The sequence below is a fragment of the Nocardia sp. NPDC050406 genome (assembly GCF_044459025.1).
Taxonomy (GTDB): Bacteria; Actinomycetota; Actinomycetes; order Mycobacteriales; family Mycobacteriaceae; genus Nocardia.
In genome coordinates this window covers 672697-688888 of the sequence record NZ_JBITIM010000002.1, presented here as the reverse complement: position 1 = coordinate 688888, position 16192 = coordinate 672697, and the positions used below count along the sequence as shown (strand labels likewise).

At 68.1% G+C, this 16192-nt stretch carries 14 protein-coding genes; 4 read left to right on the top strand and 10 right to left on the bottom strand.

Annotated elements, in window-relative coordinates; all coding sequences use genetic code 11:
* Positions 1-3: 3 nt before the first annotated feature.
* Positions 4-1134: an AbrB family transcriptional regulator gene (locus tag ACIBH2_RS16435; protein WP_397118147.1), complete on the bottom strand. Its 1131-nt coding sequence runs from the start codon at positions 1132-1134 to the stop codon at positions 4-6.
* A gap of 188 nt (positions 1135-1322) precedes the next feature.
* A complete protein-coding gene (locus ACIBH2_RS16430) occupies positions 1323-2717 on the bottom strand; it encodes a cystathionine beta-synthase (RefSeq protein WP_397118145.1) in 1395 nt (464 codons plus the stop codon).
* An 81-nt stretch (positions 2718-2798) separates the two neighbouring features.
* On the opposite strand from ACIBH2_RS16430, the gene ACIBH2_RS16425 reads away from it, so the two are divergent.
* Entirely contained in the window at positions 2799-3326 is a 528-nt protein-coding gene (locus ACIBH2_RS16425) for a hypothetical protein (RefSeq protein ID WP_397118143.1), read from the top strand.
* 107 nt (positions 3327-3433) lie between these two features.
* A complete protein-coding gene (locus ACIBH2_RS16420; protein WP_397118141.1) occupies positions 3434-4654 on the top strand; it encodes an acetyl-CoA C-acetyltransferase in 1221 nt (406 codons plus the stop codon).
* Between the two features lie 172 nt (positions 4655-4826).
* Here ACIBH2_RS16420 and ACIBH2_RS16415 read toward each other — a convergent pair whose 3' ends face one another.
* The 6 genes from ACIBH2_RS16415 to ACIBH2_RS16390 form a co-directional block, all read right to left on the bottom strand.
* Complete coding sequence (locus tag ACIBH2_RS16415; protein ID WP_397118139.1) at positions 4827-5711, bottom strand: Bax inhibitor-1/YccA family protein; 885 nt, start codon at positions 5709-5711, stop codon at positions 4827-4829.
* Between the two features lie 161 nt (positions 5712-5872).
* Entirely contained in the window at positions 5873-6799 is a 927-nt protein-coding gene (locus ACIBH2_RS16410) for an LLM class F420-dependent oxidoreductase (protein ID WP_397120791.1), read from the bottom strand.
* Between the two features lie 62 nt (positions 6800-6861).
* On the bottom strand, positions 6862-8016 hold the full coding sequence (locus ACIBH2_RS16405; protein ID WP_397118137.1) for a class I SAM-dependent methyltransferase: 1155 nt from the start codon (positions 8014-8016) through the stop codon (positions 6862-6864).
* A gap of 177 nt (positions 8017-8193) precedes the next feature.
* Complete coding sequence (locus tag ACIBH2_RS16400; protein ID WP_397118135.1) at positions 8194-9591, bottom strand: MDR family MFS transporter; 1398 nt, start codon at positions 9589-9591, stop codon at positions 8194-8196.
* 105 nt (positions 9592-9696) lie between these two features.
* Positions 9697-11373, bottom strand: a complete 1677-nt coding sequence (locus ACIBH2_RS16395) for a DUF885 domain-containing protein (protein ID WP_397118133.1) — start codon at positions 11371-11373, stop codon at positions 9697-9699.
* A gap of 73 nt (positions 11374-11446) precedes the next feature.
* Entirely contained in the window at positions 11447-12364 is a 918-nt protein-coding gene (locus ACIBH2_RS16390; protein WP_397118131.1) for a ribonuclease Z, read from the bottom strand.
* Between the two features lie 130 nt (positions 12365-12494).
* Here ACIBH2_RS16390 and ACIBH2_RS16385 point away from each other — a divergent pair, with 130 nt between their 5' ends.
* Together ACIBH2_RS16385 and ACIBH2_RS16380 are read left to right on the top strand one after the other, a co-directional pair.
* Positions 12495-13133: a hypothetical protein gene (locus ACIBH2_RS16385; RefSeq protein ID WP_397118129.1), complete on the top strand. Its 639-nt coding sequence runs from the start codon at positions 12495-12497 to the stop codon at positions 13131-13133.
* A 91-nt stretch (positions 13134-13224) separates the two neighbouring features.
* On the top strand, positions 13225-13836 hold the full coding sequence (locus tag ACIBH2_RS16380; RefSeq protein WP_397118127.1) for a DUF305 domain-containing protein: 612 nt from the start codon (positions 13225-13227) through the stop codon (positions 13834-13836).
* A 63-nt stretch (positions 13837-13899) separates the two neighbouring features.
* On the opposite strand, the gene ACIBH2_RS16375 is transcribed toward ACIBH2_RS16380, so the two are convergent.
* Together ACIBH2_RS16375 and ACIBH2_RS16370 are read right to left on the bottom strand one after the other, a co-directional pair.
* The gene (locus ACIBH2_RS16375; RefSeq protein ID WP_397120789.1) at positions 13900-14187 is read right to left on the bottom strand and encodes a hypothetical protein; all 288 of its coding nucleotides are present in this window, start codon (positions 14185-14187) and stop codon (positions 13900-13902) included.
* 151 nt (positions 14188-14338) lie between these two features.
* On the bottom strand, positions 14339-15853 hold the full coding sequence (locus tag ACIBH2_RS16370; protein ID WP_397118125.1) for an APC family permease: 1515 nt from the start codon (positions 15851-15853) through the stop codon (positions 14339-14341).
* Positions 15854-16192 lie beyond the last annotated feature (339 nt).

Here is a 16192-nt window from a genome sequence, read left to right as displayed (position 1 = left end):
GGCTCAGCCGACCGCCACGGGTACCGGCTCGGGTCGGGCCGCGCCGCGGATCGGGCGGATGGCGCGCATGATCAGCGGGAGCAGCAGCACCATGAGCAGCAGCCGTGCACTCTGCACGCTGGTGATGAGCGGCATATTGGCGTCCATGCCCTCGGCGGTGGCGAGGACGGCATTGATACCGCCGGGCGTGGTGGCGAGGTAGAGGTCGGACAGTTCCAGGTCGACCAGATAGGCGAGGCCGCAGGCCAGGGCGGCGACCACCGCGGACAGCGCGACGATGGCGGCGGTCATGCCCGGAATCATGCGGGCCATCTCCACCACCACCGCCCGGGTGAAGCGGGTGCCGACCTCGAAACCGATGAGGACGAACAGCAATTCCTTGAACAGGTTGGTCGGGGCGTATCCGTGGCTCACACCGAACGCGGTGAGCAGGGCGGTGAGCACCATGGGGCCGATGAGCGCCGGACTCGGCAGGCGCAGCCAGCGGCCCGCGCGCATACCGAGCAGGCACAGCACGATGGCGATGGACAGTCCGGCGACCTGATCGCCCCGGCCGACGATCATCCAGTGCGGCAGATCGGGATTGGTGACCGCGCCGCCCAAAGTGGCTGTGCCGTAATCGGTTCGGTCGCCGTCGTCGAGCAGTACCGCGAGCGCCGGAGCGGTCAGCGCCACCATGGCCACCCGCAGGTACTGCATGAACGCCACCCGGCGTGGATCGGCGTCGAGGTCGTCGGCCACCGCCACCACGGCCGCCGACCCGCCCGCCAGCAGTCCGAGTGTCGCGGTCGGCAACTCCACCTTGGCGACGCGCGCGAACACCATGGCGATACCGATGCTCACGAGCACCGTCGCGACCGTCACCGCCAGGACCGGCAGCAGTTGCCAGCCGATCGAGGACAGCAGCGACACCTCGAGGTAGCTACCCATGAGCACACCGAGCATGGCCTGGACGCCGAGCGACACCTCACGCGGCAGCGGCGCGGGCAGCCGACCCGCCAGCGCCAGCCCCGCGCCCACCGCGATGGCCAGGATCATCTGTGGCGCGGGAAATCGCGTGCGCTCCAAGCACTCCGCGACACCGAGCACCGCCATCAGCAGCGCCACCCACGAGACCACCTGCCACCGGTTCATGCCAGCTGATCGTTCTCGCCGAGTATGAACGCTCAGTAACACCGCAGTTATCGCGCGTGACGCGCCGGGGTGATTCCCGACGCACCTCGGCCGCGGTGTCCCAACCGTGACAGGAAAGTGACGGCCGCCTCGCGACGACGCCGCGCCACCGAAGGGGGCGCGGCGTCAGAGCGATTCGACGGGTCGGCTCAGTGGCCGAGCGCACCCGCGCTGAGGAAGCCGAGCAGGTCGTGGCGGGTGATGACGCCGACCGGCTTACCGTCCTCGACGACCATCAGGGCGTCGGTGCTCTCCAATGCCTTGGTGGCCGAGGAGACCGGTTCGCCGGAGCCGATGAGCGGGAAGGCCGGGCTCATATGCTGTTTCACCGAATCGGTGAGGTGCGCGCGGCCCTCGAAGACCGCGGAGAGCAGGTCGCGCTCGGTGACGCTGCCCGCGACCTCGCCCGCCATGACCGGCGGTTCCGCGCCGACGACGGGCATCTGCGAGACGCCGTACTCGCGCAGGATCTCGATGGCATCGCGCAGGGTCTCCTGCGGGTGGGTGTGCACCAGATCGGGCAGCTCACCGGACTTGCCGCGCAGCACATCGCCGACGAGCGGCTCGGCGGCGGTGGAGCCGTCCAGGCGCGAGCGCAGGAAGCCGTAGGAGCTCATCCACTGGTCGTTGAAGATCTTGGACAGGTAGCCGCGGCCACCGTCGGGGAGCAGCACGACGACCACCGCGTCGGGATCGCGCTCGGCGACCTTGAGCGCGGCCACGGCGGCCATACCGCAGGAGCCGCCGACCAGCAGGCCCTCTTCGCGGGCCAGGCGGCGGGTCATCTCGAAGGAGTCGGCATCGGAGACGGCGATGATCTCGTCCGGGATGGCCGGGTCGTAGGCGCTGGGCCAGAAGTCCTCGCCGACGCCCTCGACCAGGTACGGGCGGCCGGTGCCGCCGGAGTAGACCGAACCCTCCGGATCCGCGCCGATGATCTTCACCTTGCCGCCGGAGACCTCCTTGAGGTACCGACCGGTTCCGGTGATGGTGCCGCCGGTGCCGACGCCCGCCACGAAATGGGTGACCTTGCCCTCGGTATCGCGCCAGATCTCCGGGCCGGTGGTCTCGTAATGCGATTCCGGGCCACCCGGATTGGAGTACTGATCCGGCTTCCACGCGCCCGGGATCTCCCGGACCAGGCGGTCGGAGACGTTGTAGTAGCTGGCCGGATCCTCCGGCGCGACGGCGGTCGGGCAGACCACCACCTCGGCGCCGTAGGCGCGCAGCACATTCCGCTTGTCCTCGCTCACCTTGTCCGGGCAGACGAAGACGCACTTGTAGCCGCGCTGCTGCGCGACCAGCGCCAGACCCACGCCGGTATTGCCGGAGGTCGGCTCGACGATCGTGCCGCCGGGCTTCAGCAGTCCGGCCTCTTCAGCGGCGTCGATCATCTTGACGGCGATGCGGTCCTTGGAACTGCCACCGGGATTGAGGTATTCGACCTTCGCGGCCACCAGCCCCGAGTTCGGACCCACCACGGAGTTCAGCCGAACCAGCGGGGTGTTTCCGATCAGATCGACGACATGGTTAGCGATGCGCATACCCCCCATCGTTGCAGAAAGGAGATGGCGGCCTGCGCGCACATCGGGCGTGTGGGCTCGACGCGGCACTACCCTCGGGGCATGAGGTCGCCGACGAGCGTACGTACCGCAGCCTTGTTCACCGTTTTCGCCGCCGCCGCAGTGCTCGCCGCGGCCGCGCCCGTCTCCGCCGCCACCACCGAATTCCCGCAGGTGCCGAGCCTGATGCGCAATGGGTACTGCGGTGGGTCGATTCGCAGCTGGGCCGAGACCGCGCCCGAATATCCGGGGCGGGCGATCTTCAATGTGCAGGCGTTGCCCATCGGCGGAATCGGGCCGGGGCCTTACGCATTCGCGCCGCTGTGCGAGACCGTCACCACGGTGGCGTGGCGGAATACGAACACCGGTGCGGCGGGCGAATATCGGGTGACCGTGGTGGCGGGCATCTACGGCAGCCTGCAGTACGCGTTGTTCCAGGACACCGGACCGGGACGCATCGACGTCACCATCTACACGGATATGCCGAACCTGCCGCAGCGGGCCAGTTTCACCGTGCCGGACGGGCCGCCCGCGGCGCCCGGTCAAGGCCCCGCGACGCCGGAACCGGCCGCCGAACCCACCGATCAGTGAGCAATCCCACCCTTCACTGAATGGGATACCGGCATACCGGATGTTTCCCCCCTCACAGCGCCGTCGTAGATTCGAAGCGGATCACCCCCTGCGAGTAAGGAGTCCTCATGGCAGAGGCCGTCATCGTTTCGTATGCCCGTTCGCCGATCGGCCGCGCAGGTAAGGGTTCGTTGGTGAGCATGCGTCCCGACGACCTCACCGCCCAGATGGTGCGTGCGGCCCTGGACAAGGTGCCCGCCCTCGCGCCCACCGATATCGACGATCTCATCCTCGGCTGCGGTCAGCCCGCGGGTGAGGGCGGGTTCAACATGGCCCGCTCGGTCGCGGTGCAGCTGGGCTACGACTACCTGCCCGGCGTCACGCTCAACCGCTACTGCTCCTCCTCGCTGCAGACCACCCGGATGGCCTTCCACGCCATCAAGGCCGGTGAGGGTGATGTGTTCATCTCCGCCGGTGTGGAGACCGTGTCGCGCTTCCCGAAGGGCACCGCCGACGGCTGGCCGGACACCCACAACCCGCTGTTCGCCGAGGCCGAGGCCCGCACCGCCAAGCGCGCCGAGGGCGGCGCGGACACCTGGACCGATCCGCGCGAGAACGACATCCTGCCGGACGTCTACATCGCCATGGGCCAGACCGCGGAGAACGTCGCGCAGTACACCGGCATCTCTCGCGAGGACCAGGACCGCTGGGGCGTGCGCTCGCAGAACCGCGCCGAGGAGGCCATCAAGTCCGGCTTCTTCGAGCGGGAGATCAGCCCGGTGACCCTGCCGGACGGCACCGTCGTCACTACCGACGACGGCCCGCGCGCGGGCACCACGTACGAGAAGATCTCGCAGCTGAAGCCGGTCTTCCGTCCCGACGGCACCATTACCGCCGGTAATGCCTGTCCGCTCAACGACGGCGCCGCCGCGCTGGTCGTCATGAGCGACACCAAGGCGCGTGAGCTCGGCCTGACCCCGCTGGCCCGCATCGTGGCCACCGGCGTCTCCGGTCTCTCGCCCGAGATCATGGGCCTCGGCCCGATCGAGGCGGTGCGCAAGACGCTGAAGACCGCGGGCATGACCATCGACGATCTCGACCTCTACGAGATCAACGAGGCCTTCGCCGTGCAGGTGCTGGGTTCGGCGCGCGAGCTGAAGATGGACGAGGACAAGCTCAACATCTCCGGCGGCGCGATCGCCCTGGGCCACCCGTTCGGTATGACCGGCGCCCGCATCACCGCGACGCTGATCAACAACCTCCAGACCCAGGACAAGCAGTTCGGCATGGAGACCATGTGCGTCGGCGGCGGCCAGGGCATGGCGATGATCATCGAGCGCCTCAGCTGAGTCGCCCGTAGCAAGTAAGCGGCCCGCCCGACCTAACGGTCGGGCGGGCCGCTGCTTTACCAGCGAAGCACCTGGGGGCTATCGCCCCCAGACCCCCATTTACAGACCACAGGCGGCCCCACGCTTTTGGGGGTTCGGGGGCGAAGCCCCTGAGAGTTCCTGAGAGTTGGGCCTAGTCGTTCTGGAAGTACGACAGCAGTCGCAGGATCTCGATGTAGAGCCAGACCAGCGTCACGGTCAGGCCGAGGGCGACGCCCCAGGCGGCCTTCGCGGGAGCGTTGGCGCGGATGAGCTGGTCGGCGGCGTCGAAGTCGAGCAGGAAGCTGAACGCCGCGATGGCGATGACCACCAGCGAGAAGATGATCGACAGGGTGCCGCCCGAGCGCAGGCCGAAGCCGTCGGGGGTGAAGAACATGGCGATCATATTGCCCAGCGCCAGCACCAGGATGCCGATCATCGCGCCCACGATCATGCGGGTGAAGCGCGGCGTCACGCGGATCGCGCCGGTCTTGTAGACCACCAACATGCCGAAGAACACGCCGAAGGTGCCCAGTACCGCCTGTGCGATCAGGCCCGCGCCGCCGACGCCGCCGAACTCCACGCCGGTGAACATGTAGGACAGCGCACCCAGGAACAGACCCTCGAAGCCCGCGTAGCTGAGCACGATGGCCGGGTTGTCCTGCTTGCGGCCGAAGCTCGCCACCAGCACCAGCACGAAGCCGACCAATCCGCCCACCAGGACGAACGGCAGCGCCAGATTGTGGTTGAACGAGGTGAGGCCGTAGGACAGGATCGCGCCCAGGGTGACCACGCCGAGCGTGATGCCGGTCTTGGTCACCACATCGTCGATGGTCATGGGCCGCGTGGTCGGCACCGGCATCTGCTGGTAGCCGTAGGGCGGGTAGCCCGGCGGGGGCTGCTGGCCGTAGCCGTAAGGCTGCTGCTGTTGTGTGAACTGACCGGCTCCAGCGGCGGCCGAACCAAAACCGGCGTAGCCGCCACCCTGCTGCTGTTGCGGCGCAAGGTTTTTGAAGACCGGATTGCTAGTGGTGCGCACAGCGCGTCCCTTTCTGGAGTCGAGGCTCACGGCGTTCGTGGCCACGTCTGAAGTCTCCAACGTGTCACGGTGGCTGTCAGTTCCCGACACCCACCGCGTATCGGACAAATCGGACTTTACCGCGTGGCTGCTCGATCGCCAGCCCTCGCGGTGCGCTCCGACTATCCCAGCTGGCTCATCACCTGATCGGCGATGAGGGCCAGATGATCGAGGTCGTCCAGGTCCAGTATCTGTAGGTAGACCCGGCTGGTGCCAGCGGTTTCGGCGTAGCGGCCGAGTTTGTCGACCACCTCGGCCGGACTGCCCGCCAGACCGTTGGCCTTCAGCTCCTCGACCTCCCGCCCGATCGCCCCGGCGCGGCGCGCCACCTCGGCGTCGTCACGCCCGACGCAGGCGATGAGGGCATTGGAGTAGACCAGCTCGTTCGGATCCCGCCCGGCGGCCGTGACGGCGGCGCGCACCCGCTCGAATTGCGCGGCGCTGTCCTCCATCGACGAGAACGGCATATTGAATTCGTCGGCGTACCGCGCGGTCAGCCGCGGCGTGCGCTTGGCGCCCTGGCCACCGATGATCACCGGGATCTTGGACTGCGCGGGCTTGGGCAGCGCGGGGCAGTCGGTGAGGCTGTAGTGCTTGCCCACGAAGTTGAAGACCTCCCCCACCGGGGTCTCCCACAGGCCGGTGAGGATGGCCAGCTGCTCCTCGAAGCGCGCGAACTTCTCGTCCGGGAAGGGAATGCCGTAGGCGGTGTGTTCGGCCTCGAACCAGCCCGCGCCGAAACCGAATTCGACGCGGCCGCCGGACATGGCGTCCACCTGCGCCACCTGGATGGCGAGTACGCCGGGGTAGCGGAAGGTGGCCGAGGTCATGAGCGTGCCGAGGCGAATGCGCTTGGTCTCGCGCGCGAGCCCGGCCAGGGTGGTCCAGGCGTCGGTGGGGCCGGGCAGCCCGTCGGCGTCGCCCATCTTCAGATAGTGGTCGGATCGGAAGAAGGCGTCGTACCCCAGGTCCTCGGTGGCCTTGGCCACGGCGAGGAGGGTCTCGTAGCTCGCGCCCTGCTGCGGTTCGGTGAAAATTCGAAGATCGATTCGGGCCATAGCGCCATTCTGCTCGCCGGACCGACCGGTCGAATTACTGGCTGCCCCCTCGCTCACTCGGCGCTGTCGTGCAGCCCCCGCACCGACCGCGTGACGGTGAACTTCCGATTGCGCCCGATCACCTCGGTCTTGCCCACCATGCTCGCCATGACCCCTCGGTAGTTGAGATGGGAGTTGTAGACGGTCCACAGCTCCCCGCCGGGCCGCAGCACCCGCCCGGTCTGCTGGAACATCTTGATGGCCGACCCCGTGTGCACCGCCGCGCCGACATGGAAGGGCGGATTGCACAGCACCAGATCCGCGCTGTTGTCGGGCACATTGGACATGGCGTCGTCGCGCAGCACCGTCACCCGGTCGCCGACCCCGTTGGCCGCGGCGGTGGCCCGGGTGGAGGCGACGGCGGCCGCGGACTGATCGGTGGCCGTGACCCGCAGTCCCGGACGGGCTTTGGCCAGCGACACCGCGAGAATGCCGGTGCCACAACCGAGGTCGACGGCCTCGCGGGCGTCGGGCTTCATGCGCTTGAGGAACTCCAACAGGTATCGGGTGCCGATATCGAGCCGGGGTCCGGAGAAGGCGGCGCCGTGCGCGACCACCTCGAGATCGAGTTCGTCGATGCGATTGCGCACCGGGAAGGGCGGGTCGCCAACGGCTTTGGGCTCGGTGGCGAGCAGGGTTCTGGATTTCTGCCGCCCTCGGCTGGCGCGCACCGTGCCGAAGGATTCGGCCAGCACGTCGTTCATGGCGGGTGTCAGGTACTTGTCGCGCCCGCCCGCGTAGACCTCGACCTCCGGATCGGCGTAGCGCGCGATGGCATCGGCGATCTCGGCGAGCCCGGAGAGCGCGCGCGGCAGGCGCAAGAGCACCACCCGCACGTCGGCGAGCAGTTCCGGTCCGAGGTCGTGCACGGTGTAGCGGTCGGTCAGCCCGACCAGGCGGGCATTGTTGGCCAGGGCCTGCTCGCCGGTGAGCAGATCCTGGTGCACCCGCACCCCGCGCAGTCCGTGCGCGGCGATGGCCCCGAGTGTGAGCGCGCCGTAGCCGTCGTCGATGACGGCGACCCGCCCGGGGGCATCGCCTACCGCGGCAAGGGAATCGGCGGCCACATCGAGCAACAGCCGATCGGCGGCGTCCACCGCGTAGAGGTTCACCGCCTCCACATCGGGGTAGCGCCGCAACCGGCTCAAGACATCCTCGACCTCAACCACACCTACAGTGTGCTAGATCATTGCCGCGCTGTCCCATTCGGCTGGTTCATTGTGTTATACGAGTGCCCAGTTCGCATTACTGCGTTCTATGACAGTGCAAACCGTGGCGCGCGCCTGAAAACCGTTCGCGCAGTGCCCGGTTGCTGACCCTTCGCACAACCGGGCGCAGCGCGCCGGTCAGCGGCGCGGCATCATGGCCGAGGCCGCGACCATGACGATCGCCATGGCCGTCACCGCGAGGAACACCACATGGATGGCGGGGGCGAGCACCTCGGGCGCGGGGTGGTCCGCGCCGCCCACACGGGCATTCACCAAGGCACCGAAAACCGCGACACCGACGGCACTGCCGATCGAGCGCGCGAACATATTGGTGGAGGTCACCACGCCGCGTTCGGACCAGTCGGCCGAGGTCTGCGCGGCGATCAGGGTCGGGGTGGCGACCAGGCCCATACCGGTGCCGACGATGAAACAGCCGACCGCCAGCCGCAACAGCGCGGAATCGGCGTCGACCAGCAGCAGTGTCGCCGCGCCGAGCGAGCCCAATGTGCTGCCGATGAGCGCGGTACGACGGAAACCTATGCGCAGGTACACCTTTCCCGCCTGCGAGGCCGCCAACGGCCACCCCATGGTGAGCGCGCCGACGGTGAGTCCCGCGACGAGCGCCCCGGCCCCCAGCACGCCTTGGGCGAAGGTCGGGACGTACGAGGTCAATCCGAGCAGCACCGCGCCGACGAGCAACGAGACCATGCTGCTGGCCAGCACCACGCGGCGACGGAAGATCCACAGCGGCAGAATCGGATTGGCGGCACGGCGCTCGACCAGGCCGAAGGCGATCAGCGCCAGCGCACCACCGCCGAAGAGCGCCAGACTGGTCGGCGAACCCCACGCCCACGCGTGCCCACCCTCGAGCAGTGCGAGCATGAGCCCACCGGCGCCGACCGCCAGCAGTCCAGCGCCCAGATAGTCGATGCGGTGCGACTGCCGAGGCGTGCTTTCGGTGAAGTGCCGCACCAGCATCCACGCGGCCAGCGCCGCGAGCGGCAGGTTCACCAGGAAGATCCACCGCCAACTGACGTACTCCGCGAAGACGCCGCCCAACAACGGGCCGAGCACCGACGACACCGCCCATACGCTGGCCAGATAGCCCTGCACCTTGGCCCGTTCGGCGACGGTGTAGACATCCCCGGCGATGGTCATGGACATCGGAGCCACCGCGCCCGCGCCGATACCCTGCACCGCGCGAAACACGATGAGCGCCAGCATGCTGGTGGCCAGACCGCACAGCAGCGAGCCCAGTGCGAAGATCGCGATGCCGAACAGCATGACCGGTTTGCGGCCGAGCATATCGGCGAGCTTGCCGTAGATCGGCACGGTCACCGCCTGCGCCAGCAGGTAGATGGAGAACAGCCACGGGAACTGCGCGAACCCGCCGAGCTGATCGGTGATGGTGAGCACCGCGGTGGCGATGATGGTGGAGTCCAACGCCACCAGCCCGGTCGCCATCATGAGGGAGATGAGCAGCGGTCCGCGCTCGGATCGGAATCCGACGCCGGTGCGAACCTCGGTGGCCGTCATCAGCACCCTCTTTCGTTAGCTCGACTCATCAACTGAGTCGAACACCACGGTGCGGCCGCTATTCCTGTTCCGTCGGATCGTGACGGATTCGACTGTCCCGACGGTTCAGAGCGCGGCGACCAACTCCCGCAGTACCGGCAGACTCACCGAGCCGGAGCCGAGCGCCACATCGTGGAAAGCCTTGATATCGAAGGCCGATCCGAGGCGCTGCTCGGCCTGGGCACGCTGGCGCTGGATCTCCAGCTGACCCACCTTGTAGGCGACGGCCTGCCCGGGCATGGCGATGTAGCGGTCCACCTCGATCCGAATCTCCTCGAGCCCGACCGGGGCATTGGCGACCATGAAGTCGATGGCCTGCTGCCGGGTCCACCCCTTGGCGTGCAGGCCGGTGTCCACCACCAGGCGGCAGGAGCGCCACGAGTCACCCGCGAGCATGCCGATGCGGCCGAGATCGTCGGCGTACAAGCCCATTTCGTCGGCGAGCCGTTCGGTGTAGAGCGCCCAGCCCTCCACGAAGGCGGTATTGGCGAAGGACTGGCGCTGGAAGCGCGGCAGGTGGTCGAGCTCGTTGGCGATGGTGAGCTGGAGATGATGGCCGGGAATCGCCTCGTGGAAGGCCACCGAGGCGGTCTCGTAGCGGTTGCGGCCCTTGGCGTCGTGCTGGTTGACGAAGTACGCGCCCTTGCGGGAGCCGTCGGCGGCGGGCGGGAAGTAGTAGGCGGCGGGCGCGTCGGCGGCCAGGAAATCCGGGACCGGCAGGATATCGCAGGACTGCTTGGGCAGACGGCCGAACCAGTCGCCCATGATCGCGGTGGCATCGGCCAGGCAGCGGCGGGCATCGGCCATGATCTCGTCGCCGTTGTCGTAGCGCAGCTCGGGGTCGCGGCGCAGGCGGGTGAAGATCTCGCCGAGGTCGGCGGTGTCGAACAGGCGCGCGCCGACTTCGGCGTATTCCGTTCGCAGCCGGTCCAATTCGGTCAGGCCGAGCTGGTGGATCTCGTCCGCGCCGAGATCGGGCAGGGTGGTGTGCAGGCGCAGCAGGCGGCGGTAGATATCCGCGCCGTCGTCGCCGAGCCAGCACAGGCCGGGCCGCTCGTCGGAGCGCGCGGCGGGCAGCAGGTCGGTGGCCAACGCCTCGCGATAGGCGGCGAAGGCGGGGCGGATGACCTCGCGGGCGACGTCGGCGAGCTCTGCGCGCCAAGCCTTTTCGCCCGCCCAGTCGGACGGACCGGGGAAGGTGACGAACGGGTCCTCGGCGAGATCGGAGGCGAGATAGCCGTCGAGCTGATTGAGCGAGCGTTCGATGGCGATGCGCGCGGGGGTGCGCCCGGCGGCCAGGCCGTCGCGGAAGCGCTGCGTCGCCTGCGCCAGCAGCGCGCCGAACTGCCGGTAGCGCCGCACCAGGCGTTCGGCGTTCTCCGGCTCCGGGGCATTGATCTGCGGAGCCATGGTGAGCAGCTGCGCGTGCACGCCGTTCATCTGGTCGGAGGCCATCTCGGCGGGCCGCCACCGCAGATGCTCCACCGCCCCGGTCAACTCGGTGCGCAGCAGACTGTGGGTGATTCGGTCGGAGTCGTCGAGCCGCGCGGTGTCGAGCGCCTCGGTCTCCCGCAGCAAACCCTCCCAGGTGCGCAGCAGCCGTTCCTCCGCCGCCACCGACAGATCCTCGATGCGATCGTCGAATCGCCTGTCGCCCAACAGGGTTGCCTCGCTGGGTGCGGACTCCAGCAGGCTGTCCCAATAACGGTCCGCCAGTTCGATCAACTCGTCGTGTGCGCCCATGCGATCCATCTTGCTGTATCCAATTGCCCTCCGCTGCGCTCCGGGCGGGTTCGCGGCGGTTTACGCGCCGGAATCAGCGGCGGGGCGGCATCGGTATGCGGGCGAGGTCCTCGGCTACGACGATATCGCCGTCGAAGTGGGCTCGGGCCTGGTCGAGGTGGTCGTCGAGGGTGCGGTAGCGCTGGGAGAAGTGGGTGAGCACCAGGGTGCGGACTCCGGCGGAGGCGGCGACCTTTCCGGCCTGACCGGCGGTGAGGTGGCCGTACTCCTCGGCGAGCAGGGCGTCGGCGTCGGTGAAGGTGGCCTCGATGACCAGCATGTCCACGCCCTCGGCGAGGTCGTAGACCCCGTCGCAGAGCCGGGTGTCCATGATGAAGGCGAAGCTCTGGCCGCGCCGAGGTTCGCTCACCTCGTGCAGAGTGACGGTGCGGCCGTCGAATTCGACACTGCCGGTGCGCTGCAACTCCCCCACCACGGGACCGGCGAGGCCGAGGGCGCGCAGCCGCTCGGGGACTATGCGGCGGCCGTCCGGTTCGTCGAGCCGGTACCCGTAGGCATCGACCGGATGCGAGAGATGGGCCGCACGCAGGGTGAAAGTGGCGTCGGGAGCGGGGATTTCGCCATTCGCGCGAATGGGGCGCGGCCGCAGTTCGGCGGCGTGGCGGTAGGCGGTGGAGTTGCACAGGCGCTGGAAGTACTGCTCACCCGAGGCCGGATAGTAGATGTCCACCGCGTGCGGAACCCGGTCGAGGCTGATGCGCTGCACCACCCCGGCCAGTCCGAGACTGTGGTCGCCGTGGAAATGGGTGATGCCGATGCGGGTGATGTCGGTGGCCGAAACCCCGGAGTAGATCATCTGCCGCTGCGTCCCCTCCCCCGGATCGAACAGCAACCCCTCCCCATCCCACCGCAGCAGGTAGCCATTGTGGTTGCGCTGCTTGGTCGGCACCTGACTCGCGGTCCCGAGAATTACCAGTTCGCGCTGTGACACGCGCGCCACGCTACCGGCTGGGACGGCCGAACCCGAGTCGGCGGAACCCGCGCGTTCCGGCCGCGACCCCGCCCGAGATACCAGTCGGGGGTATCCATGCCAGACGGATCGGCGTCGCTAGACTGGCCATATGGGTGAGCAGCAGGCATTACGCGTGACCGGGTTTCCCCGGGCGCTGGCGCTGTTCATCCTGCTCGCCGGGATCGTGATCATGCATTCGGCGGTGTTCGCCGTCGGCCACGGCGCACACGGGGCTGCGAGCGTCGAGACGCACGGCGCGGTGTCCCACGAATCCCCCGACGCGATTGCCCCCGCGCTTTCCGACGCGGTGGCCCCTACGCTTTCCAACGCGGTGGTCCCCGCACTTTCCGACGCAGTGGTCCCCGTGATTTCCGGCGCGGTGGCGCACCTGTCCACCGGCGCACCGGAGGCGCGGGGTCATGGGGCACCCGGCGCGGAGCACGACCATGCACTCCCGGCCGCGAATCCTCCCGAACCCGCCCTACTGGCCGCGCAGAGCGGCGACGGCCAACTCACCCAGAATTCCGGCTGCCCCGATGGCGGCTGCGACACCTCGGGCGGCGTGCACGGCTGCGTCTTCGTGCTGACCGTCCTCGGACTGGCACTGGCGCTGGCGGTTCTCTACTGGGTCGGCGTCACCCGCCGCTACGACCTGCCGGTGCGACTACCGTGGCGGCGCATCCGCCGCGCCCGTCCACCTCCGTGGACGGTCCCCACCCTGGCCGACTTGGCGATTCTCCGAATCTGATGGGCCTCGCGCCGTCGCGTATCACCCACGCGGCAGCGGGATTTCACCTGCCCTCATCAGCATTCACGCGCAATCACCAAGGAGTACAACCATGTTCGGATCACATCGCGTCAAGCTCGCCGCCGTCACCGGCATCTCGGCCCTCGCCCTGATCGCCGCCGGGTGCGGCGACGACTCCGGCTCCACGCCGGAAACGACCCACCACAGCACCACCACCAGCGCCTCGGCCGCCACCCGCACCGATTTCAACAAGGCCGACGTGACCTTCCTCGAAATGATGTACCCGCATCACGCGCAGGCCGTGGAGATGGCGAAGCTGGTGCCCACGCGCTCGCAGAATCAGCAGCTCATCGCGCTCGCCAAGAGCGTGGAGAACGCCCAGGCCCCGGAGATGCGGCAGATCAGCACGCTGCTGGTGAGCTTCGGCGAACCCGCGCCGGGCGAGGGCGGGCACGGCGGCCACGGCAGTATGCCGGGCATGATGTCGCCGGAGCAGATGACCGCGCTGGAGCTGGCCAGCGGCCCGGCCTTCGACAAGAAGTGGCTGGACATGATGATCGAGCATCATCAGGGGGCCATCGGCATGGCCAACACCGAGCTGGCCGAGGGCGTCAACCCGGAGGCGAAGGCGCTGGCGCAGGCCATCGTGACCGCGCAGCAGACCGAGATCGATCAGATGCGCACCATGCTCGCGCAGCTCTGACCCGTCGGGAACGCGAAGCGGGTGGGTCGATATATCGACCCACCCGCCATTCACCGGCTCCGATCAGCCGATGACCGAGTTCATGATGGTGCCCGCGCTGGTGGCGGTCGCGCCGCCGATCATGGCTCCGGCCACCATCTTCGGCGAATCGAGCCCGCCACCGCTCCACTTCTCCCAGGCGAATCGGCCACCGCCATAGGTGATGGCGGTGACGCCCGACAGCAGCACGAACCAGTTGAAGTAGCGGACCAATTTCATGAGTTTGTCGGCAACCGGCGGCGTTTCGGGCGTCGGGTTGCCGATCTGCGCGACGACCGTCGTATACGTGTCGTGCGCGGCGGCGAGGAGCATGCTCACAATCGGTTCCTCTCGGATGCTGAGGTGATGCTGGTGTGGCATGTGACGCTTATCTCGAATATCAGAGCAATTGAACATCACACACGGTGGTGGTGTCATGACGACACACCACCACCGTGACCTCGGAGCTGGAACCGAAAGTTAGCTACTTGCCGGTATCGCCCGCCCTCTGCCCCAGCAGCGAGTGGCGGCGGCCGTAGGCGAAGTACAGCACGAAGCCGATCGCCATCCAAACGATGAAGCGCAGCCAGGTCTCGACCGAGAGGTTGAACATCAGCCAGCCGCACGCCAGCACCGACAGGATCGGCAGCAGCGGCACCAGCGGCACCTTGAAGCCGCGCGGCAGGTCGGGGCGGGTGCGGCGCAGCACGATCACGCCCACCGACACCAGCACGAAGGCGAAGAGCGTGCCGATATTGACCATTTCCTCGAGCGTGCCGAACTCCACGAAAGCGGCCAGCAGCGCGACCACGACGCCGACGATGACGGTCAGCCGCACCGGGGTGCCGTTGGGTCCGGTGTGGGCCAGCTTGCGCGGCATGAGCCCGTCGCGCGACATGGCGAACAGCACCCGGGTCTGGCCCAGGTACATGACCATGACGACGGTGGTCAGACCCGCCAGCGCGCCGATGGAGATGAGGTTCTTGGCCCAGGTGATGCCGTGTGCCGCGAACGCGGTGGCGAGCGTGCTGTCGCCCTCGAGTTCGGTGTAGGGCACCATGCCGGTCAGCACCAGCGAGACCGCCACGTAGAGCACGGTGACGATGAGCAGCGAGCCCAGAATGCCGCGCGGCACATTGCGCTGCGGGTTCTTGGTCTCCTCGGCGGCGGTGGCCACCACGTCGAAGCCGATGAAGGCGAAGAACACGATGGAGGCCGCGGCCAGCAGGCCGTACCAGCCGAAGGTGCTGTGCCCGCCGCCGGTGACGAAGGAGAACAGCGACTGGTGCAGGCCGTCGCCGCCGCTCTCACCCGGCTTGGACTCCGGGATGTAGGGCTTCAGGTTGTCCTTGTCGAAGTACATCGCGCCCACCACGATCACCAGCGCGATGATGGCCAGCTTGATGGCGACCGCCACGGCCGAGACCCGCGAGGAGAGCTTGGTGCCGCGCGCCAGCAGCAGGCCGAGCACCGCGATGAGCAGTACCGCGCCCCAGTCGAAGCTGACCGAGCCGAAGTGCCAGATGGGCTGGTGCCCACCGAGAACCACGCCCAGGTACTGCGACCAGCCCTTGGCGACCACGGCCGCGGCGAGGGCGAATTCGAGGATGAGGTCCCAGCCGATGATCCAGGCGACGAGTTCGCCGAAGGTGGCATAGGAGAAGGTGTACGCGCTGCCCGCGACCGGCACGGTGGAGGCGAACTCGGCGTAGCAGAGCGCGGCCAGGCCACAGGCGATGGCGGCGAGTACGAAGGCCAGCGAGACCGAGGGTCCGGCGAGGTTGCCCGCGGTGCGCGCGGTGAGGGTGAAGATACCGGCGCCGACCACCACGGCGACACCGAAGATGGCCAGGTCGACGGCCGTCAGGTCTTTGCGGAGTTTGGCATCGGGTTCATCGGTGTCACGGATGGATTGTTCGACCGATTTGGTGCGGAACAGGCCACTACTGCGACCCGGCACCGGCCCGGTCGCATTCCGTTCAGGGCCCGATATCGCCATGGTGTCTCCTATGTCTGGCTTCTCGGCAACTATGCAGTTCGGCGCGGGACGGGTAGTCGTCCCGCGCCTGTGTCGTTCGCCTCCACCGCGGCCGGAGAGCACAACAGCCGGTCATGCCCCGATCGCTGGTTCTGGTCTCGGGGCGAGACAAGAGTTGTCGGCGTCACACGGAACCGTATCACCACTGGTACGTACCACTGCCAGCAATCAATGGGACACCATTACCGGGTTTATGGCGCACGGACCGCGCGCCGAGACCGGTCGTGACGATTATGGTGAGGCGAGCAGAGCAGGTAGGCAGTGCGCAGCGAGGCACGCCGTTCGGGGAGGCAGAGCCGC